Source organism: Pseudomonas sp. GW821-FHT07B01 (genome assembly GCF_059419065.1).
This window is the reverse complement of sequence record NZ_JBWKRA010000001.1, coordinates 137,000-156,781: the sequence shown is the minus strand read 5'-3', so window position 1 is coordinate 156,781 and position 19,782 is coordinate 137,000. Positions and strand designations below refer to the sequence as shown.

Sequence of the window (19,782 nt, the reverse complement as noted above, 5' to 3'; positions counted from 1 at the left end):
GCCATCTTTCATGAAGGGTTAACCATGCACGTACTGGTCTGTGAAGACGACGAACTGATCGCCAGTGGCATCGTGGCCGGCCTGACCGCCCAGGGCTTTACCGTGGAGCGCGTGGCCACGGCCTCGGCGGCGCGGGCGATGCTCAAGGCCGCGGCCTTCGACATCATGGTGCTCGACCTTGGCCTGCCCGACGAAGACGGCCTCAAGCTGCTGCAACAACAGCGCAGCCAGGGGTTGGACATTCCGGTGCTGATCCTCACCGCGCGGGACTCGGTGACCAACCGCGTCGACGGCCTGCAAGCCGGCGCCGACGATTACCTGCTCAAGCCCTTCGACTTGCGTGAACTCGCCGCTCGCCTGCAAACCCTGTTGCGCCGGGTGGCGGGGCGCAGCGTCAACCTGATCGAACATGGCCGCCTGGCCTACGACCCCAGCAGCCGCGAGACCTTCCTCGGCGGCCAGCCGGTGGATCTGTCCCGGCGTGAACAGGCGTTGTTGCAGGCGCTGTTGCACAACAAGGGCCGCGTACTGTCCAGCGAACAGCTCAAGGACAGCGTCTACGGCTTCAGCGACGAACTGGAAAGCAACGCCCTCAACGTGCATATCCACCACCTGCGGCGCAAGTTGGGCAATGGCATCGTCGAAACCGTCAGGGGGCTGGGCTATCGCCTCGGCACGGCTGATGGCGGAGAAAACACGCCGTGAAGAGCTTGCGTCTGCGCCTGACGTTCAAGCTGGGCGCCGCTTTTGTACTGATCTGGGTGCTGGCGGCCGCCTGGATGCTCAACGACTTGCGCAACCAGATGATGTTTTCCCTCGACCAGCGCCTGGTGGCTTCTGCGCGCATGGTGGCCGGGCTCACCGAGCAGATGCCGGGCCTGGCCAGCGTCAGCGGGGGCGCGCATTTGCGCACCGAACAACTGAATGTGCCGGGTGGCATGGCTTGCCAGGTCAGCTCCTTGCGTGGCGAGATCCTGGCGCGCAGCCATACCACGCCGGAGGAAGGGTTGGAGTCGCGCCGCAGCGGCTTTCGCGACCAGATCATCGACGGCGTGGGCTGGCGCAGTTTTACCTTGTCCCGTGGCGACTTGCTGATCACCACCGCCGACCGCCAGGTGGAGCGTGAAGCCCTCAACCTGTCGATCCTGCTGGCGGCGTCGGTGCCGGTCGGCGTGGCATTGCTGGGCTGCCTGTGCCTGCTGTGGCTGGGCATTGGCCAGAGCCTGGTGCCGCTCAACCGTATGCGGGATGCCCTGATGCGGCGCAGTGTCGACTCCCTCGAGCCTCTGCAGATTCACCCTCTGCCCAGTGAACTCAAGCCGTTGCTCGACACCCAGAACCAACTGCTGCAGCGCATCGCCAAGACCATCGAGCGCGAACGTCGCCTGACCGGTGACGCCGCCCATGAACTGCGCAGCCCATTGACCGCGATCAAGACCCACCTGCAAGTCGCACGCATGACCGAGGGCGCGGCCCGCGACCAGTCCCTGGCGCACGCCGAGGAGGGCGCCGATCGCTTGCATCGCACCCTGGAGCAACTGTTGTTGCTGGCGCGGGTGGAGGGCAGCCTGTCGTTTGACGATGGCCTGCAGTCCAGTGCCGAGGAAGTCGCCCGGTTGGCGATCCAGGATGCCAACGCCGGTGACAATTCACGCATTGATCTGATCCTGACGCCGGATCTTTCCCCTGTTCCAGTGGCAATGCCTGTGGGTCTTGCCGTCGCGGCCTTGCGTAACCTGCTGGACAACGCCCTGCGCCATACCCCCGCCGATACCCGCGTGGAACTGCAGGTGTTTTCTACCCCGGATAACGTGGTGTTCCGCGTGCGTGACCATGGCCAGCAGATCTCCAACGAAGACCTGCAATACCTCACCCAACGCTTCTGGCGCAATGGCAGCAGCGAAGGCTGTGGCCTGGGCCTGGCGATTGTCCAGGCGATCGTGCAGCGCTGTTCCTGCTCGTTGCACTTCGACAGCCAGCCCGATGGTATGCGGGTCGATCTGGGCATGCCGTTGCGGCGCTGAGCAGTCCTATTCACGTGGCAAATAATTACCGCCCGCCTGAGGCTCAAGCCTTCAGGATGGCGGTAATTTTTTTGCGCTTGAACGGGCCGAATGAGTCGGCCTGAATTGAAAAGGACTGTTCTTATGTTGGTGATCGACACCAGTTTCCCAGCCAGGGATTTCAACGACCGCCGCGGCGAATCCGTGCAACAGGTGATTGTGCACTACACCGCCGCGCCCTTTTCTTCATCGCTACGCACCCTCACCCAAGATGGCGTCAGCGCTCACTATCTGCTGCCCGATCCCGCTGAACCCAGCTACCGCGCTGCAGGTTATGAAGAGCTGCGGGTGTTTCGCCTGGTGGGCGAGGACCAGCGCGCCTGGCACGCAGGCGTGAGCTATTGGGCGGGGAAGGCCGATCTCAACAGCCGCTCGGTGGGCATTGAAATCGTTAACCTGGCGCGGGATGAAGCGGGAGTCTTTACCTTTCCGGAGTACGCACCGGCACAGATTGACCTACTGATTGAATTGCTTCGCGACCTGCTGGAGCGCTATCCGCAGGTGGGCCCCACTGACTGGCTCGGGCATTCGGACGTAGCCTACTGGCGCAAGAGCGACCCTGGGCCTCGGTTGCCCTGGCGTGTGCTGCATGAGGTCGGCATCGGGGCTTGGTTTGATGAATCGAGCCGGGCAATGTACCAGCGCCGCTTTTGTCTCGGCTTGCCGCCGGAGGTCGAAGTGGAGCGGGCGTTTCAGCGTTATGGGTATAAGCCGGCGCAGAATCGCCGGGCCTTTGAACAGCGCACCCGGGCGTTCCAGATGCACTTTCGGCCACGGGATTATTGTGGATTCCTGGATGCAGAGACGTGCGCGATTCTTTATGCGCTGAATGAAAAATACCGCGGGCTTCGGAGCTGAGCGCTGTTCAAATGTGGGAGCTGGCTTGCCTGCGAAAGTGGTAGTGCAGTAACAGATGCAGCGACTGACACACTGCCTTCGCGAGCAAGCCCGCTCCCACATTTTAATCTCCCCACAATCGGTAAATATCCGACCAACCTCCTAAATCCCAGTGCACCTGAAGCGTCTCCACAACAGGAAATCCGTGCGCATGCCCTTGGGCCAGACGCCAACGGATCGGCAGTTTGGTCACGATCATCAGCGTATTGAGGGATCCAGAGATGTCAGTCGCTACCAGCCGTATCGAAGACGCCCCGGTGCAGGCCGCGGAAACGCTCTATCAGTTTGACGAAAGCCCGCTGCTGGCCCGCCAGCGCCAGCAGGAATCCAACGCCCGCAGCTACCCACGGCGCATCCCCCTGGCACTAAAACGCGCCAAGGGCATTTACGTGGAGGACGTCGAGGGGCGCCGGTTCATCGATTGCCTGGCCGGTGCCGGAACCCTGGCGCTGGGGCATAACCACCCGGTGGTGATCCAGGCCATCCAGCAAGTGCTGAGCGACGAACTGCCCCTGCATACTCTGGACCTGACTACGCCGGTCAAGGATCAATTCGTGCAGGACCTGTTCGGTTTGCTCCCGTCGGAACTGGCGCGAGAAGCGAAAATCCAGTTCTGCGGCCCCACCGGCACTGATGCGGTGGAAGCCGCGTTGAAGCTGGTGCGCACTGCTACCGGGCGCAGCACCGTGCTGTCGTTCCAGGGCGGCTATCACGGCATGAGCCAGGGCGCGCTGAGTTTGATGGGCAGCCTGGGGCCAAAGAAACCCTTGGGCGCCTTGCTCGGCAATGGCGTGCAATTCCTGCCATTCCCGTATGACTACCGTTGCCCGTTTGGGCTGGGTGGCGCCGAAGGTGTGCGGGTCAATCTGCATTATCTGGAAAACCTGCTCAACGACCCGGAAGCCGGCGTGCTGTTGCCAGCGGCGGTGATTGTCGAAGTGGTCCAGGGTGAGGGCGGCGTAATCCCGGCGGACCTCGACTGGCTGCGTGGCCTGCGCCGTATCACCGCGCAAGCGGGGGTGGCGCTAATCGTCGATGAGATCCAGAGCGGTTTTGGGCGTACCGGCAAAATGTTTGCCTTCGAACACGCCGGCATCATTCCGGACGTGGTGGTCATGTCCAAGGCGATTGGCGGCAGCCTGCCGTTGGCGGTGGTGGTGTATCGCGACTGGCTCGACACCTGGCTGCCGGGCGCCCATGCCGGGACGTTCCGCGGCAACCAGATGGCGATGGCGGCGGGCTCGGCGGTGATGCGCTACCTCAAGGATCACGACCTGGCAGGCCATGCGGCGACCATGGGCGAGCGCCTGGACGAACACCTGCGCATCCTGCAGCGCGACTTCCCGCACCTGGGGGATATCCGTGGGCGTGGGCTGATGCTGGGGGTGGAGCTGGTAGACCCGACTGGTACGCCTGATAGTCAGGGCCACCCACCGGTGCATCGCCAGTTGGCGCCGCTGGTGCAGCGCGAATGCCTCAAGCGCGGGCTGATCCTGGAACTGGGCGGGCGCCATGGCAGTGTGGTGCGTTTCCTGCCACCGCTGGTGATCACCGCTCGCGAAGTCGACCAGGTGGCTGAGATTTTCGGGCGCGCCTTGGCGGCGGCCGTGGCCAGCCTGTAATTTTCCAGGCCCTTGGTACGTTTCTACAGATATCAGTGCTGCGCGTGGTGCGCAGCCAGCCTTTGAGCGACGGAGAACAGCAATGACCTCAGTATTTGACCGCGACGACATCCTCTTTCAGGTAGTGGTCAACCATGAAGAACAGTATTCGATCTGGCCCGACTACAAGGCCGTGCCGGAAGGCTGGCGCACCGTGGGCAAGAGTGGCATGAAGAAGGAATGCCTGGCGTATATCGAGGAAGTGTGGACCGACATGCGGCCGTTGAGCCTGCGCCAGAAAATGGATGGCGCGGCCCTCGCCAACTGATTCACCTGGGTTCAAATGTGGGAGGGGGCTTGCCCCCGATTGCGGTGTATCAGCCAGCCAATGTTTAGCTGACACACAGCTGTCGGGGGCAAGCCCCCTCCACATCAAGCATTACAGTGATGTGTGGGTATAGAGGTAATCCGTCGCCAACGACGCCAGCGTCCTCACGCCCACCACCAACGCCGACTCATCCACAAAGAACCCTGGGTTGTGATTCGGCGCCGCCTTGCTCATGTCCTGATCCCTTGGGGTCACCCCCAGGAAGACAAACAGCCCCGGCGCCTCCTTGGCATAGAACGAGAAGTCTTCGGCGCCACCCACCAACGGGCCTTGCACCACATCATCCTGAGCCGCCCAGCGCAGGCTCGGCAGCATTTTCTCGGTGAGCGCCGGGTTGTTGATGGTGGGGTCGTACTTCTCGATGATCGTCACTTCGGCCTTGGCGCCACCGCTTTCGGCGATTTTCTCTACGGTTTGACGCACGTCTGCATGCAGCTTCTGGCGGATACCGTAGTCGTAGGAGCGAATGGTGCCGCTCATGTCCACCGACTCGGGGATGATGTTATAGCGGGTGCCACCGTTGATGGTGCCGATGCTCACCACAGAGGGGAATGACGAAATATCGGTACGGCGGCTGACCACGGTCTGCAGGCCGACAATGGTTTGCGCGCCAACGGTGATCGGGTCGATACCGTCCCAGGGGCGGCCGGCGTGGGTCTGTTTGCCGAGGATCCTGATGCGCAGGTCATCGGAGCTGGCCAGGGTTGGGCCCGGGCGGTAGGCGATTTGCCCGGCAGGCACACCGGCCCACACATGCAGGCCAAATACCGCATCGGGCTTGGGCGCTTTCATCACGCCTTCCTGCACCATCATCTTCGCACCCCAGGTGTTCTTGCCGTCGGGGATAAAGTCGCTGGGGCCTTCTTCGGCCGGTTGGAAATAAAACACCACGGTGCCGGGCAGGCGCTCGCGCATCCCGGTGAGAATCTTCGCAGTGCTCAGCAGGATAGCGGTATGGGCGTCGTGGCCGCAGGCGTGCATCACGTCGACTTCTTTGCCCAGGTAGGTGCCCTTGGCTTTGGAGGCGAAGGGCAGGTCGGCCACTTCCTTGACCGGCAGCGCATCCATGTCGGCGCGCAGGGCCACGGTCGGGCCGGGCAGGGCGCCTTTCAAGATGGCGACGACGCCAGTGCGGGCCACCCCGGTCTTCACCTCAAGGCCGAGTTCGCGCAACTGTTTGGCGACCAACTCGGCGGTGCGGGTTTCGGTATTGCCCAGTTCCGGATGGGCGTGGATATCGCGGCGGGTTTCCAACAGGCTGGGTTCGAGGATTTTTGCCTGGGCAGCAATGGTTTCCCGGGCACTGTCCTGGCCGCTGCTGGCGGCGATCACTGCACTGCTCGCGACCGCGCCGAGCAGACCCAAAACCCATTGGTGTGTCAGACCGTTCATTCGCATACCAACCTCTCCTTGCTTATTGTTGTGGATCTTTCTCCTGCACGCTGCCGGCAGTCTGCACCTGCACGCTCAAGCGCGGTGTCGCCAGGTCCAGCCCGGCTTCATCCAGGTGCCGCTTGAGCGACAGATTGAATGCCCGCGACACTTCCCACTGCTTGATCGGCGCGGTCTTGAAGCGTGCGCGCAGGATCGCGCTGCCGGACTCGAAGCTTTCCACGCCCTGGATCTCCAGCGGCGACCAGATATTGCGGCGTTGCAGCGGGTCGTTGCGCATGGCATGGCCGACCTCGCGCATCAGTTTGATCGCGTCGTCGATTTCCATGTTGTAAGGGATCGCCACCCGGAAGATGGCGTAGCCGAACTCGCGGGAGTAGTTCTTGATGCTCTTGATTTCGCTGAACGGGATGGTGTGCACGATGCCGTCGATATCGCGCAGGCGCACGGTACGGATGGTCAGGCCCTCTACGGTACCGAGGTGGCCGCCGACGTCCACGTAGTCGTCGATGGCCAGGGAGTCTTCGATGATGATGAACAAGCCGGTGATCAAGTCGGCTACCAGCGATTGCGCACCAAAGCCGATGGCGATACCGATCACGCCCGCACCGGCCAGCAGGGGCGTGACGTTCATACCCATGTTCGCCAAGGCCACGATGGCGGCGATGATGAAGATGGTCACGAACAGCACGTTGCGGATCAGCGGCATCATGGTTTGCGCACGCGCGTTGGCCAGGCCTTTGCGCGAGCGGGTCAGGGCGTGGTGAATCGCGGTGTCGCTGAGGATCCAGATCAGCCAGGCGAACAACAAGGTCCCACCGAGGCCGAACAGCTTCACGGCTATTTCATGGCCTTCACCTTCGGTAAAGCGAATCATCGACAGGCCCCAGACCCGCAGCCCCAGTTCGATGAATACCAGCCACACCACCAGGTGCACCAGGGTGTAGACAAAGCCTTTGAGGCGTTCGGAATACAGTGCATGGCGCTTGTGCCCGCGGTGCGGCTTGAGGGCGTGGCGGCGCACCAGGCCGTTGATCACCATGCACAACACCAGCAACACCGTGCACAGCAGCGACTGGCGCAGGGCGGTGCTGGTGTCGCCGGCCGACAGGAAGGTGGCGAACAGTGAGATGCCCACCAGCAGAAGAGCCGGGATGTACCAGAAGGTGCCGATGATCGACAGAGTATCGGTGAGGGCGCGGCGGGTCAGTCGGCGCGACAGCGGCTGGTTGCGGATCAGGTGCGCAATGGGTCGGCGGAAACGCAGGATAAACACCCCGGTGGACAACGCCGCCATTACATTGGCCACGGTCGCGGCGGTGTGGGCCAGATGCTGGCCGAGCGCGGCAACCAGGCGCGGGTCGCTCAAGGCTTCACCGAAGGCGGCAAAACTGCCGATCCACCACAGCGGACGGAACGCCTGGTGGCGCAGGATATACAAGGCGCGGTGGCGGTGCGGGCCGTCGAGTACGGAGAAGGCAATCACGCAGATTGCCGAGAAACAGGTGCCGACCACCAAGGCATAGGCCAGCACCATGGCCAGGGATTTGCCCAGGGAGGAAGGCAGGGCGTAGCTCAGGTACACCGTGATCACCAGCGCGATCAACCAGGGGCCCAGCTTGCGCAGGGCAAAGCGCAGCATGTCCCAGGTGCGCGGGTGCTGCGGCAGCTCTTCGGGCAGGCCGAAGCGCTCGCGCACTCGGTGACTGAGCCAGATCAGCGCAGCGGCCAGCAGGCTCCATACGGCCAGGATCACGGCAAAACCGAAGATGATCGGCAGCCATTCGCTGGCCGGCAACATCAGGGCGGCCAGTTCATCCTTGGCCAGGTCGACTTCATTGGACCAGCGCCCCAGCGGGCTGTCGGCGCCGGAAAACTGCTGCTCAAAGCCCGACAGCGTACTGCCGATCAACCCGAGTACCCCGAGTTCGGCGGCGGGCTGGGCCTTTTGCGTGGCGGCGCGCAGTTTCTTCAGGTCGCTGAGCAACTGGGTGCGTTGCTGGTCGTTTTCCAGGGTTTTGATCACTTCGTCCAGCGACTGCCCCAGGGGCACTTCCGCCTGGGGTTGGGTCTTGCTGGAGCCGCCCAGCATCCCGGGCAAGCCCACGGCTTGGGCGGGCATCACTGGCAGCAGCGTGAGCAGGGCGATCAGCAGGTAGCAGGGCAGGGCAAACAGACGGGAAAGCACGAGGCGGTCAACCTTGAAAACGACGAATTGACCGAGTGTACGAGGCCGCTATGCCCAATGCGAGCGCATTTGTCACTGCGCCAGTTTGGCGAGGATCTTGTAGAGCACGGTGCCGAGGATCAACAGCATGCCGATCCACATGCCAAACACGCCCAGAGGCTTGTCGCGAAAGTTGAAGCCGACCGCGAGCATGATCATGCCGATCAGGATGGGGATCAGCATGGCGTGGAATGAGGACATTGAGATCATGGCGAGGGGCGGCCTTGTCGGACTGGAAGTTCTGACAAGTCTAGGCCGGATTGGCAGAAGTGCAGTTGATGTGAGTCAGATAGCCTTATATCTGTTTGGAAACCCATCGCGGGCAAGCCCGCTCCCACACTGAAATGCATTCACAGATCAAATGTGGGAGCGGGCTTGCCCGCGATGGGCGCGCCTCGGTCTCAGGGTAAATCGCGACTGGCGTAGAACGCCCCCAGCACCTTGACCAGATGCGCCAGGTCATGGCTGCCGCACAGCTCGCGGATCGAGTGCATGGCAAAGGTCGGCAAGCCGATGTCCACGGTGCGCACGCCCAGGTGGCTGGCAGTGATGGGGCCGATGGTCGAACCACAGCCCATGTCGCTGCGCACCACGAAGCTTTGCACCGGCACTTCCTGGGCCATGCACAGGTGGCGGAAGAACCCGGCGGTTTCGCTGTTGGTGGCGTAGCGCTGGTTGCTGTTGACCTTGATCACCGGGCCGGCATTGAGTTTCGGGCCGTGGTTGGCGTCGTGTTTGTCGGCGTAGTTTGGGTGCACGCCGTGGGCGTTGTCTGCCGACACCAGCAGGGATTTCTGAATGGTGCGTACGAATTCTTCACCTTCGGGCAGCAGGCGACGCAGGGTCTGTTCCAGCATCGGGCCATCGGCACCGCAGGCCGAGCAGGAGCCGACTTCTTCGTGGTCGTTGCACACCAGCACGCAGGTTTCATCGGTGTCGCTGGTGAGCAAGGCTTGCAAACCGGCGTAGCACGACAGCAGGTTGTCCAGGCGCGCACCGGCAATGAAGTCGCCATTGAGGCCGATCACGGCGGCACTTTGGGTGTCGTAGAAGCTCAGCTCGTAGTCGAGTACCACATCGGCATTCAACCCATGCTCGCGAGCCAACTGTTCGGTGAGCACGGCGCGAAAATCCACGCGCTCGTCACCGGCAAACTGCGCAAGGATCGGCGGCAGCTCGGTCTGGGCATTGATTGCCCAGCCCTGGTTGGCTTCACGGTTGAGGTGAATGGCCAGGTTGGGAATGATAGCGATCGGCAGCTTGAAGTCGATCAGTTGGCTCTCGACCTTGCCATCGCGGCGGAAGGTAACACGCCCGGCGAGGGACAGGTCGCGGTCGAACCAGGGCGCCAGCAGCGCGCCGCCGTAGACTTCCACACCCAGTTGCCAGAAGCCGTGGCGTTGCAGCTCCGGCTGGGGCTTGACCCGCAGGCATGGGCTGTCGGTGTGGGCGCCGACCATGCGGATACCGTCCTGCAGCGGCGATTGGCGGCCGAGCTTGAAGGCGATGATCGAGGAATCGTTGCGGGTCACGTAGTAGCGACCGTTGGCCTCGGTGGCCCAGGTGTCGCGCTCGTCGAGACGCTGGTAGCCGGCGGCTTCCAGGCGCTGGGCCAGGGCGGCAGTGGCATGAAAAGGAGTAGGGGAGGCCTTGAGGAAGTCGATCAGGCCTTGATTCAACGCTTCGCGCATAAATAGCTCCAGACAGCAGTGGCGAGAGTTTACCGTATTGGCCAGATATTTGGAGTGAGCGTGCATGGCTGAGAACCACATCAAACCCTGTGGGAGCTGGCTTGCCTGCGATAGCGGTCTTTCTGTGCCAGATGTATTGGCTGGCACGCCGATATCGCAGGCAAGCCAGCTCCCACATTTGACCGCATCAGCCCTTCAAAAAGGCGCAGGGCACTCGAAGCGCAGGCGCTCGCCGCTTTGCGGATGGGTGAAGCTGAGCATGCTTGCATGCAGGCACAGGCGCGGCCAGGCGGCCAGGGCTTGTTCATGGGCGTACAGACCATCGCCCAGCAACGGATGCCCGATGGACAACATATGCACGCGCAACTGGTGCGAGCGCCCGGTGATGGGTGTCAGCTCTACGCGGCACCAGTCGCCGCAACGCTCCAGCACTTTCCAGAAGGTCAGTGCATGTTTGCCGAACTCATGGTCGACAACGTGGCGGGGCTTGGTCGGCGGGTCGTAGCGCAGGGGCAGGTCGATGCTGCCGCTGTCCAGTGCCGGTTGGCCCCAGGCCAGGGCGGTGTAGGCCTTTTCGGTCTCGCGGTCGTGAAACTGGCGGGACAGTTCGCGGTGGGTGTCGGCGTCCCGGGCCAGCAGGATGATCCCCGACGTTTCCCAGTCCAGGCGATGGACGATGCGGGCTTCGGGGTAGCCGTTTTCCTGCAGGCGAGTGATCAGGCAGTCCTTGTTGTCGTCGGCGCGACCAGGCACCGAGAGCAGCAGGGTCGGCTTGTTCACCACCAGGACAGCGTCGTCCTGATGCAGGATGTGGATATTGGACAGCGGCATTAAACAGTCTCGTAACAAACGCCAACGGCGGCTCCACTGACTGCCCCCTCCCGTAGGAGCGAGCTTGTGTGGCGAGGGAGCTTGCTCCCGCTGGAGTGCGTAGCACTCCCAAACCGCTCAACGAGTTGCAACTGATGTAACTCGATCGTTCAGTCTGGGGCCGCTTCGCAGCCCAGCGGGAGCAAGCTCCCTCGCCACACAAGCTCGCTCCTACAGCAGTACAGGGGCCAGGTAGCGGAGCCGCCGTGGCGACCGCCCGTTCGATCAACGATCGGGCAGGGTGATATTGAGTTCCAGAATCGAGCAGCTGCCGTCATTTTCCAGGGCGACATGCACGTCATCGTTGCCGATATTGACGTACTTGCGGATCACCTCGACCAGTTCCTTCTGCAAGGCTGGCAGGTAATCCGGCGTGCTGCGTTGGCCGCGTTCGTGCGCCACGATGATCTGTAGACGCTCTTTCGCTACCGACGCGGTACTTGGCTTTTTGTTGGCGCGAAAGAAGTCGAGAAATTTCATTGTTTAGTTGCCTCCAAAGATACGCTCGAAGAATCCCTTCTTCTTGACATCGAGGAAGCGGTGTTCCACGGTCTTGCCCAGCAAGCGATCCACGGCATCGCTGTACGCCTGGCCGGCGTCGCTCTGGTCGTCGAGAATCACCGGTACGCCCTGGTTGGATGCCTTCAGGACGGCCTGGGATTCCGGAATCACGCCCAGCAGGGTCACGGCGAGGATTTCCTTCACGTCTTCAACACCCAGCATTTCGCCGTTGTTGACGCGCTCCGGGTTGTAGCGGGTGAGCAGCAGGTGCTCCTTGATCGGGTCCTGGCCTTCTTCGGCGCGCTTGGACTTGCTGGCCAACAGGCCGAGCATGCGGTCCGAGTCACGTACCGAGGAGACTTCCGGGTTGGTCACCACGATGGCTTCGTCGGCGAAGTACATCGCCAGGTGAGCACCGGTTTCGATACCAGCCGGGGAATCGCAGACCACGTATTCGAAGGTTTCCTTGAGCTCGGCGAGCACTTTGCCGACGCCCTCTTTGGTCAGCGCGTCTTTGTCACGGGTCTGGCTGGCAGCCAGCACGTACAGGTTCTCAAGGCGCTTGTCCTTGATCAGGGCCTGTTGCAGGTTGGCTTCGCCGTTCACCACGTTGACGAAGTCATACACCACGCGACGCTCGCAGCCCATGATCAGGTCAAGGTTACGCAGACCGACGTCGAAGTCGACGATGACTGTCTTGTGGCCGCGCAGAGCGAGGCCGGTACCGATAGCGGCGCTGGTGGTGGTCTTACCCACACCACCCTTGCCGGATGTAACCACGAGAATCTTGGCCAAGGTGTTTCACCCCTAAGGAAAAAGGACTTTCGGTCCCTGAAAAACATCTCTTGGAACTCGCCGCAGGCGGACAGCCTTTGCAGGAAAAAGACGGGGTTTCCATGGGGAAACACCAACTTCCAAAAAGTCCTACACAAGTCTTGCCGGTTTCGCTTTGCTATCAGAGTCTAGAGATGCTTGGAAAATGCGGCAGTATCCGTTAAAGACGGATGATGTTCAACACATCGCCCGACAGGTTGACCTGTACCGAAGCGCCCCACAGTGGATCGCGGCGCAAATCTTCGGAAACCTTGTACTGACCCGCGATAGAAACCAGCTCGGCGGTCAACTGCTGGCAAAAAATACGTGCCTTGGTATCACCCTTGATGCCGGCCAGGGCGCGTCCGCGCATCGGGCCGTATACATGGATGTTGCCATCGGCAAGAAGTTCCGCCCCCGGGCTGACCGAGGAGACCACCACAAGGTCGCCGCCCTGGGCGTAAATCTGCTGCCCGCCGCGTACCGGCGAGGTGATGATCTTTGTAGGCCTGATCGCAGGCTCCGGTGGTTTTTCCGGTTTTTTCTTTTCTTCGCCGACCAATGGCTCCAGCGCACGCTCGCGGGCGCCGGACGGTGGCAGTACTGGCAGTTCAATGGCGATGGCGGCGGCAATGTCTTCGATGCGGCTGGCGCGAATCGCCAGTGTGCGCAGGCCATGGGAACGGCATACGCGCATCAGGCCGGGCAAATCAATCACGCCCTGGCCAGCCGGCAGCTTGTCCAGCGCCAGCACCAGCGGGGCGTTGTTGAAGAAGTTCGGCGCCAGGGCGACCTTGGCGGCCAGTTGGCGGTCCAGGGCGTCGAGGTCATTGCGGGCCAGTTCCAGCACGGTAATGGCGAGCATGCTGCCTTTTAGCTGGAACACGGGATCTTGGTCTAGCGGTTCGGTTTGGCTCATGGTCGGCGAAAGCGGCTTGTCACGAAAAGTGTCGAGACTTATAACGAGAACACTCACCCGCCGCAAGCCGAGTCGAACCGTTGTAGAATGCGCGGCCCTTGTCTTTACCGGAATCTGTAATGGATCGCCCGCGTTTTCGAGCTGTATTTCTTCACCCGCGTTTTTGGCTGCTATGGCTGGGGCTCGGCCTGCTGTGGCTGGTCACCCAGTTGCCGTACCGGGCATTGTTGACCATTGGTCGCCTGCTGGGCGCGGGCATGTACCGCGTGGCAGGTGATCGTCGCCGTATCGCGGCGCGCAACCTAGAGCTGTGCTTCCCGGAAAAATCCGTCAAGGAACGCAAACGCCTGCTCAAGGAAAACTTCGCTTCCACCGGCATCGCCTTCTTTGAAATGGCCATGAGCTGGTGGTGGCCCAAGCCGCGCCTGGCGCGCCTGGCCCATGTCGAAGGGCTGGAGCACCTCACGCAGGCGCAGTTGGACGGCAAGGGCGTGATCCTCATGGCGCTGCACTTCACCACCCTGGAAATCGGCGCGGCGCTGCTGGGGCAGAAGCACACCATTGACGGCATGTACCGCGAACACGGTAACCCGCTGTTCGACTTTATTCAGCGCCGTGGCCGTGAACGCCATAACCTCGATTCCCTGGCCGTGGAGCGCGACGACGTGCGCGGCATGCTCAAGCTGCTGCGCGCCGGCCGGGCCATCTGGTACGCGCCCGACCAGGACTACGGCGCCAAGCAAAGCATCTTCGTGCCGCTGTTCGGTATCCAGGCGGCCACCGTCACCGCTACCAGCAAGTTCGCACGCCTGGGCAAGGCGCTGGTGGTGCCGTTTACCCAGGAGCGCCTGGCTGACGGCAGCGGTTACCGCCTGGTGATCCATGCGCCGCTGACCGACTTCCCGGGTGAAACCGACGAGATCGACTGCCTGCGCATCAACCAGTGGGTCGAAGCCTCGGTGCGCGAATGCCCCGAGCAATACCTGTGGACCCATCGCCGCTTCAAGAGTCGGCCGCCGGGTGAGCCCAAGCTGTACGAAAAGCGCCGTCGATAATCCCAACCCCTTCTCATCATGGAGTGACGCAATGCGCCCAGCCGAACCGGTCACAGGCTTGATTCTTTCCGGCGGCGGGGCGCGAGCGGCTTATCAGGTGGGGGTGCTGGCGGCGATTGCCGAATTGCTGCCGCCAGGGGCACCGAATCCTTTTCCGGTGATCGTCGGCACCTCCGCCGGCGCCATCAATGCGGTGAGCCTGGCCAGTGGGGCCAGTGACTTCTGCGCGGCTGTCCAACGGCTGACAGCGTTCTGGCAGGGCTTTCGCAGCCATCAGGTGCTGCGCAGCGATTGGCCGGGGGTGATACGCCAGGCCAGTCGCTTCCTGATCCACAGCCTGTTGGGCCTGGGTGCCCAGGTGCCGGTGGCGTTGCTCAATAGCTCTCCCCTGCGTGACTTGCTGCAAGCGCGCTTGAACCTGGACGGCATCGACGAGGCTATCCGCCGCAAGCACTTGCAGGCGGTGGCGGTGACGGCGTTTGGCTATGAGTCCGGGCAAGCGGTGACCTTCTATCAGGGCGGCGGCACCATCGATGCCTGGCTGCGTCATCGGCGCATTGGGGTACCGACCCAACTGACGGTAGAGCACCTGTTGGCAAGCTCCGCAATTCCGCTGTTGTTCGCTCCGATCAAACTTGACGAAGAGTACTTCGGCGATGGCGCAGTGCGGCAGTCCGCGCCCATCAGCCCGGCCTTGCACCTGGGGGCCAGCCGCGTATTGGTCGTCGGTGTGAGCGGCAACCCAAGGGGCAATGAAGCCTCGACGCAACGCACCTACACCGGCCAGCAACCGACCCTGGCGCAAATCGGCGGGCACATGCTCAACAGCACCTTCATTGACAGCCTGGAAAGCGATATCGAACTGCTGGAGCGCTTGAACCAGTTCAGCCGCGTCGTGCCTGCGGATGCGGCGGTGCAGGGCCTGGCGCCGGTAGAGGTGCTGGTGATTGCCCCCAGCCAGCCCATCGATGAGATCGCCGCACGACATCGCCAGGAGTTGCCGGCGGCGTTGCGTGTGTTTTTACGGGGGCCTGGGGCAACCAAGACCAGCGGGGCAGGAGTGTTGAGCTATCTGTTGTTCGAGGCGGGGTATTGCAGCGAGTTGATCGAACTGGGGCGCAAGGATGCGCTGGCCAAGCGCGAAGAAATCACCCGTTTCCTGGGCCTGACGCCGAACTGAATGTGGGAGCTGGCTTGCCTGCGATAGCGGTATGCCAGCCAACACTGCTGGCACAGACACATCGCGATCGCAGGCAAGCCAGCTCCCACAGGGAACCGCGATCAACCTTTAGAAGTGGTATTTGACCAGGAAGCTTGCTGTGTCCTGGGTTGTCTTGAAGGCGCCGCTGTCTTCAATCCCGTACTTGTTCTTCCAGTAGTCGTATTCAAAACCCACATACAACTGCTTGTCGCCCCAATGCAGCGCCTTGCCCAAGTCGTATTTGACCTGCGGGTTGAAGTGCAGGTTGGCGTGATAAGTGCCGCGGGCGTTCTTGTCGTTATCCACCACCCAGTCCATGAAACCGTCGATCAGCACGTCGGAATTACCCACGGGAATGGTGTACGACCAGACCGGAGTGATCTGCCACACGCCGTCACCCGGGCGATTGCCCTCGGTCTGGCGCTGGTAGAAGTTCAACTGGAAGTAGTCGAAACCGGGGATGTTCAAGTCGAACGCCGGACCCAGCAGGTAGGACTCGTTATCGCCCTCGCCGAACTCATAGGTGAAGGCCAGCAGCACGTCCTTGATCGGGCCGAACGACAGGTCCTTGTCCAGGATCTTGCCGAACGACAAACGCGGGCTGAACTCGCCGTAGTAAGTATTCGGGCCGACATTGCCGTCTTCCTTGCCGTTGTAAAAGATACGGTCGAGGAAGAAGAAGTTGTCGCCGTACTTCCATGCGTCGGCATGTTCGAAGGTGACGGTTTGCTGGATCTGCGGGTTGACGGTAAAGCTCTTGCCCCACAGATAAGTCAAGCTGTTGTTTTGCCACTGCAACAAGTCACCGGCGACGGCCTGGCCACCGGCCAACAGTGATCCAGCCAGCATCAGGCCTTTGAACATAGGTTTCATTCGGTTGCTCCCGAGTTAAAATTTTATGGTTTTTCTTCTACGCAGGCGCTCTGGTGTGGCGCCTTTTGGTTCGCTGCAAAAATCGTCTGTTCGGTCAGCTTTGATGCTTTTAGCAAGAGCTGCGCCAAGGTGCTGAAAAAGCCAAAAAATCCCCGTCGGCTGCAACGGATGCAGTCGAATTCAGGGGACTTTTGTGCACTTTGGCAGCAAACATCAGGCCGGGATAAGTTGGCCTTGAGGTCAGCTTTTACATTCGCTGTTTTTTTTTGAGTCGATTCGAGCGGGCGCGGAGAATACTGGCTCCCAGGCCTGGGCTCAAGTGCGCTGTAACAGAGCGCGAGGGGCAAGAATGGGGCGCGGCGTGTGGCCGGCCCCATGTCAAGGTTGTGCATGTGGGGGTTCCCTGTTTGTTGTTATTTTTGTACTAACAAAGGAATCAATGCGTATGCGCGACTTCGGGGCGCTCAGCGCCGCCGAGAATGTTGAACAGGATGTTCAGCGACAGCGCGCTGAGTGTGGCCATGGCGATGCCGCTGTGAGTAATCGGGCTCATCCACAACGGCAGCTGTGCGAAGAACTCCGGGCGTACCACGGGGATCAGGCCCATGCCGATGCTCACCGCCACCAGCAACTGGTTACGGCGGTCGGCGATGTCGGCTTCCTGCAGAATCTTGATCCCGGTTGCTGCCACCATGCCGAACATCGCAATCGCCGCACCGCCCAGCACTGCGGGTGGAATCGACGCCACCAGATAGGCTGCCTTGGGCAGCAGGCTGAGTACGATCAAGAACGCGCCGGCCATGAGCGTGACCGAGCGGCAGCGCACGCCGGTCATCTGCACCAGGCCGATATTCTGCGCGAAGGAGGAGTGGGTAAAGGTGTTGAAGAAGCCGGCAAAGAACGACGCGCCGGCATCACACAACAGGCCGCGTCGCAGCATCTTCGGCGTGACCTCCTGGCCGGTGATCTTGCCCAGGGCGAGGAACATGCCGGTGGACTCGACAAAAATGATCACCACCACCAGGCACATCGACAGGATCGGTGCCAACTCGAACTTGGGCATGCCAAAGTGCAACGGCGTCACCACCTGCACCCACGGCGCCTGGGCCAGGCCACTGAGGTCGACCATGCCGATCACACCACACAGGGCGTAACCCAGGCCCATGCCGATCAGCACCGAGATGTTCACCCAGAAGCCGCGCATGAAGCGGTTGATCAGCAGGATCGTGGCCAGTACCAGGGCGGCAATCGCCAGGTAGACCGGCGAGCCAAACGTGGCGGCGGCGCTGCCCCCGCCGGCCCAGTTCACCGCCACGGGAAACAGCGAAAGGCCGATGGCGGTGATCACCGTGCCGGTCACCAGCGGCGGGAAAAAGCGCACCACCTTGGACATGAACGGTGCGATGAGCATGCCGAAGAACCCGGCGGCGATGGTCGCGCCGAAGATGCCCTGCAAACCGATGCCGGGCATGCCGGCCATGGCGACCATGCTGCCCACGGCGGCAAAACTGGCGCCCATCATCACCGGCATGCGGATGCCCATGGGGCCGATGCCGAACGACTGCACCATGGTGGCGATACCGGCCACCAGCAGGTCGGCGTTGATCAGAAAGGCGATTTCTTCACGGCTCAAGCCGGCGGCCTGGCCAATGATCAGGGGCACGGCGACAGCACCGCCGTACATCAGCAAGACGTGTTGCAGGCCTACCAGGATCAGTTGCAAGAGGGGCAGCCGCACCATGGCGGGCGCGGCAGGAGTCTGCGTTTCTAACTGGGACATGCAACACCTCGAATCTTTTTATTTTTGTGTTGTTTGGCATTCAATTGCCGGATGAAACTTAATCTTCAAACCATCACTGATCTCCCTTGTGGGAGCTGGCTTGCCTGCGATGGCGGTGTGTCAGTCACCGAAAATGTTGGTGATCTGCCGCTATCGCAGGCAAGCCAGCTCCCACATGGGAACGATGTGAAACCGTCAGTTGGTGCGGGCCCCCTGGTTGATCCAGGTGCCGATCAGGTCTCTTTCCTGCTGGGTCATCTGGGTAATGTTGCCCAGCGGCATGATCTGGCTGGCCACGGCCTGCGCTTGAATCCGCGCCGCCTGCTGCTGGATCTGTGCCGGTGTGTCGAACATCACCCCAGCCGGTGCCGTACTGAACAGCGGGCTGGTGGGCTTGGCCGAATGGCACACGGTGCAGCGTTGCTCGATCACGTGGTGCACCTGGCCGAAGTCCGTGGTGGCCTGGGCCGGTGCCGGTTCAGCGGCGGGTGCGGCAGGCGCGGCCGGTTTCAAGCCACCGCCCAGTGCGGTTTCTGGCAGGGGTTGGTACTCGATGGCAGCCGGTGCCTTGGCAATCGGTTCAGCCGGCTTGGGCCCGGTCACGTAGGCCAGGCTGATCATCGCCAAGGCGCCTACGGGCAAGGTCCACGCATACTTCTGGCTGTCATGCCGGGTGTTGAAATAATGGCGCACCAACACTGCTGCCACCGCGATACCGGCCAGGATCAGCCAGTTGTATTGGCTGCCATAGGTGCTCGGGAAGTGGTTGCTGATCATGATGAACAGCACCGGCAAGGTGAAGTAGTTGTTGTGGCGTGAGCGCAGCAGACCTTTGGCCGGCAGCGCCGGGTCGGGCGTGCGATTCTCGGCGATGGCCGCCACCAGCGCGCGTTGGGCCGGCATGATGATACGGAACACGTTACCTACCATGATCGTGCCGATCACGGCACCCACGTGCAGGTAGGCACCGCGGCCGCTGAACACCTTGCTGAAGCCGTAAGCCGCCGCAATCAACAGCACGAACAGGATCAAGCCGAGCAGGGCAGGGCGTTTGCCCAGGGCCGAGTCGCAGAGGAAGGAGTAGATGAACCAGCCGGCGAACAGTGAGCCGATGCCCAGCAACACGCCTTCGGTGCCGCTGAGGCTGCTGCCGGGGGCGAGCAGGTACAGCGTCGGGTTGAGGTAGAACACCACGCACAGCAGCGCGACGCCCGACATCCAGGTGAAATAGGCTTCCCATTTGAACCAGTGCAGGTTGTCCGGCATGGTCGGCGGGGCCAGTTTGTATTTTTCCAGGTGGTAGATACCGCCACCGTGGATCGCCCACAAGTCACCGGCCAGGCCGTTCTTGGGGTTGACGCGATTAAGGTTGTTTTCCAGCCAGACGAAGTAGAAAGAAGCGCCGATCCAGGCGACGCCAGTGATCATGTGAACCCAGCGCACGCTCAGGTTCAGCCATTCCAACAGATGTGCTTCCACAGTCTTTACCTCTCGCCTGTCACCCTTGTTGT

Annotated in this window: 19 protein-coding genes; 7 read left to right on the top strand and 12 right to left on the bottom strand. The window is 61.8% G+C overall.

The genetic code is table 11. The annotated features are described in order from the left end of the window. Window positions 1-24 precede the first annotated feature (24 nt). From AC07S6_RS00780 to AC07S6_RS00760, 5 genes are all read left to right on the top strand, one after another. Window positions 25-705 carry a response regulator gene (locus AC07S6_RS00780; RefSeq protein ID WP_014719307.1) on the top strand — a complete coding sequence of 227 codons (681 nt, stop codon included), beginning with the start codon at window positions 25-27 and terminating at the stop codon, window positions 703-705. Then, the gene (locus AC07S6_RS00775) at window positions 702-2,024 is read left to right on the top strand and encodes an ATP-binding protein (RefSeq protein WP_495111507.1); all 1,323 of its coding nucleotides are present in this window, start codon (window positions 702-704) and stop codon (window positions 2,022-2,024) included. The genes AC07S6_RS00780 and AC07S6_RS00775 overlap by 4 nt, the downstream gene beginning before the upstream one ends. A gap of 123 nt (window positions 2,025-2,147) precedes the next feature. Beyond that, window positions 2,148-2,921: an N-acetylmuramoyl-L-alanine amidase gene (locus AC07S6_RS00770; RefSeq protein WP_495111506.1), complete on the top strand. Its 774-nt coding sequence runs from the start codon at window positions 2,148-2,150 to the stop codon at window positions 2,919-2,921. A gap of 260 nt (window positions 2,922-3,181) precedes the next feature. Further along, on the top strand, window positions 3,182-4,582 hold the full coding sequence (locus AC07S6_RS00765) for an aspartate aminotransferase family protein (protein WP_495111505.1): 1,401 nt from the start codon (window positions 3,182-3,184) through the stop codon (window positions 4,580-4,582). Window positions 4,583-4,664: 82 nt separating this feature from the next. Beyond that, window positions 4,665-4,889, top strand: coding sequence for an MbtH family protein (locus AC07S6_RS00760; protein WP_003192847.1), 225 nt, complete (start codon window positions 4,665-4,667; stop codon window positions 4,887-4,889). A gap of 111 nt (window positions 4,890-5,000) precedes the next feature. Here the strand turns inward: AC07S6_RS00760 and AC07S6_RS00755 are convergent, their stop codons facing one another. From AC07S6_RS00755 to minC, 8 genes are all read right to left on the bottom strand, one after another. Beyond that, the gene (locus AC07S6_RS00755; RefSeq protein ID WP_105227541.1) at window positions 5,001-6,347 is read right to left on the bottom strand and encodes an amidohydrolase; all 1,347 of its coding nucleotides are present in this window, start codon (window positions 6,345-6,347) and stop codon (window positions 5,001-5,003) included. A gap of 16 nt (window positions 6,348-6,363) precedes the next feature. Next, the gene (locus AC07S6_RS00750) at window positions 6,364-8,529 is read right to left on the bottom strand and encodes a mechanosensitive ion channel family protein (RefSeq protein WP_495111504.1); all 2,166 of its coding nucleotides are present in this window, start codon (window positions 8,527-8,529) and stop codon (window positions 6,364-6,366) included. 72 nt (window positions 8,530-8,601) lie between these two features. Next, complete coding sequence (locus tag AC07S6_RS00745; RefSeq protein WP_014719301.1) at window positions 8,602-8,769, bottom strand: hypothetical protein; 168 nt, start codon at window positions 8,767-8,769, stop codon at window positions 8,602-8,604. 200 nt (window positions 8,770-8,969) lie between these two features. Next, a complete protein-coding gene (locus tag AC07S6_RS00740) occupies window positions 8,970-10,259 on the bottom strand; it encodes a M18 family aminopeptidase (RefSeq protein WP_057976990.1) in 1,290 nt (429 codons plus the stop codon). Window positions 10,260-10,454: 195 nt separating this feature from the next. After that, on the bottom strand, window positions 10,455-11,090 hold the full coding sequence (locus tag AC07S6_RS00735; protein ID WP_003192838.1) for an RluA family pseudouridine synthase: 636 nt from the start codon (window positions 11,088-11,090) through the stop codon (window positions 10,455-10,457). Window positions 11,091-11,354: 264 nt separating this feature from the next. Next, window positions 11,355-11,609: a cell division topological specificity factor MinE gene (gene minE / locus AC07S6_RS00730; protein ID WP_003175252.1), complete on the bottom strand. Its 255-nt coding sequence runs from the start codon at window positions 11,607-11,609 to the stop codon at window positions 11,355-11,357. A 3-nt stretch (window positions 11,610-11,612) separates the two neighbouring features. Next, window positions 11,613-12,425, bottom strand: a complete 813-nt coding sequence (gene minD, locus AC07S6_RS00725; RefSeq protein ID WP_003192835.1) for a septum site-determining protein MinD — start codon at window positions 12,423-12,425, stop codon at window positions 11,613-11,615. Window positions 12,426-12,624: 199 nt separating this feature from the next. Next, entirely contained in the window at window positions 12,625-13,362 is a 738-nt protein-coding gene (minC, locus tag AC07S6_RS00720; protein WP_003192832.1) for a septum site-determining protein MinC, read from the bottom strand. 119 nt (window positions 13,363-13,481) lie between these two features. Here minC and AC07S6_RS00715 point away from each other — a divergent pair, with 119 nt between their 5' ends. After that, the gene (locus AC07S6_RS00715; RefSeq protein WP_495111503.1) at window positions 13,482-14,417 is read left to right on the top strand and encodes a lipid A biosynthesis lauroyl acyltransferase; all 936 of its coding nucleotides are present in this window, start codon (window positions 13,482-13,484) and stop codon (window positions 14,415-14,417) included. A gap of 31 nt (window positions 14,418-14,448) precedes the next feature. Next, window positions 14,449-15,597 (top strand): patatin-like phospholipase family protein, encoded by a 1,149-nt coding sequence (locus tag AC07S6_RS00710; RefSeq protein WP_197884174.1) that lies wholly within the window; start codon window positions 14,449-14,451, stop codon window positions 15,595-15,597. Between the two features lie 108 nt (window positions 15,598-15,705). Here AC07S6_RS00710 and AC07S6_RS00705 read toward each other — a convergent pair whose 3' ends face one another. From AC07S6_RS00705 to AC07S6_RS00690, 4 genes are all read right to left on the bottom strand, one after another. Next, window positions 15,706-16,491 carry an outer membrane protein OmpK gene (locus AC07S6_RS00705; protein ID WP_003192827.1) on the bottom strand — a complete coding sequence of 262 codons (786 nt, stop codon included), beginning with the start codon at window positions 16,489-16,491 and terminating at the stop codon, window positions 15,706-15,708. A gap of 23 nt (window positions 16,492-16,514) precedes the next feature. Then, window positions 16,515-16,883, bottom strand: a complete 369-nt coding sequence (locus tag AC07S6_RS00700; RefSeq protein ID WP_125919870.1) for a hypothetical protein — start codon at window positions 16,881-16,883, stop codon at window positions 16,515-16,517. A 44-nt stretch (window positions 16,884-16,927) separates the two neighbouring features. Continuing rightward, on the bottom strand, window positions 16,928-18,271 hold the full coding sequence (locus AC07S6_RS00695) for a nucleobase:cation symporter-2 family protein (RefSeq protein WP_032896003.1): 1,344 nt from the start codon (window positions 18,269-18,271) through the stop codon (window positions 16,928-16,930). A gap of 195 nt (window positions 18,272-18,466) precedes the next feature. Next, window positions 18,467-19,750 (bottom strand): urate hydroxylase PuuD, encoded by a 1,284-nt coding sequence (locus AC07S6_RS00690; protein WP_003192825.1) that lies wholly within the window; start codon window positions 19,748-19,750, stop codon window positions 18,467-18,469. Window positions 19,751-19,782: the final 32 nt, after the last annotated feature.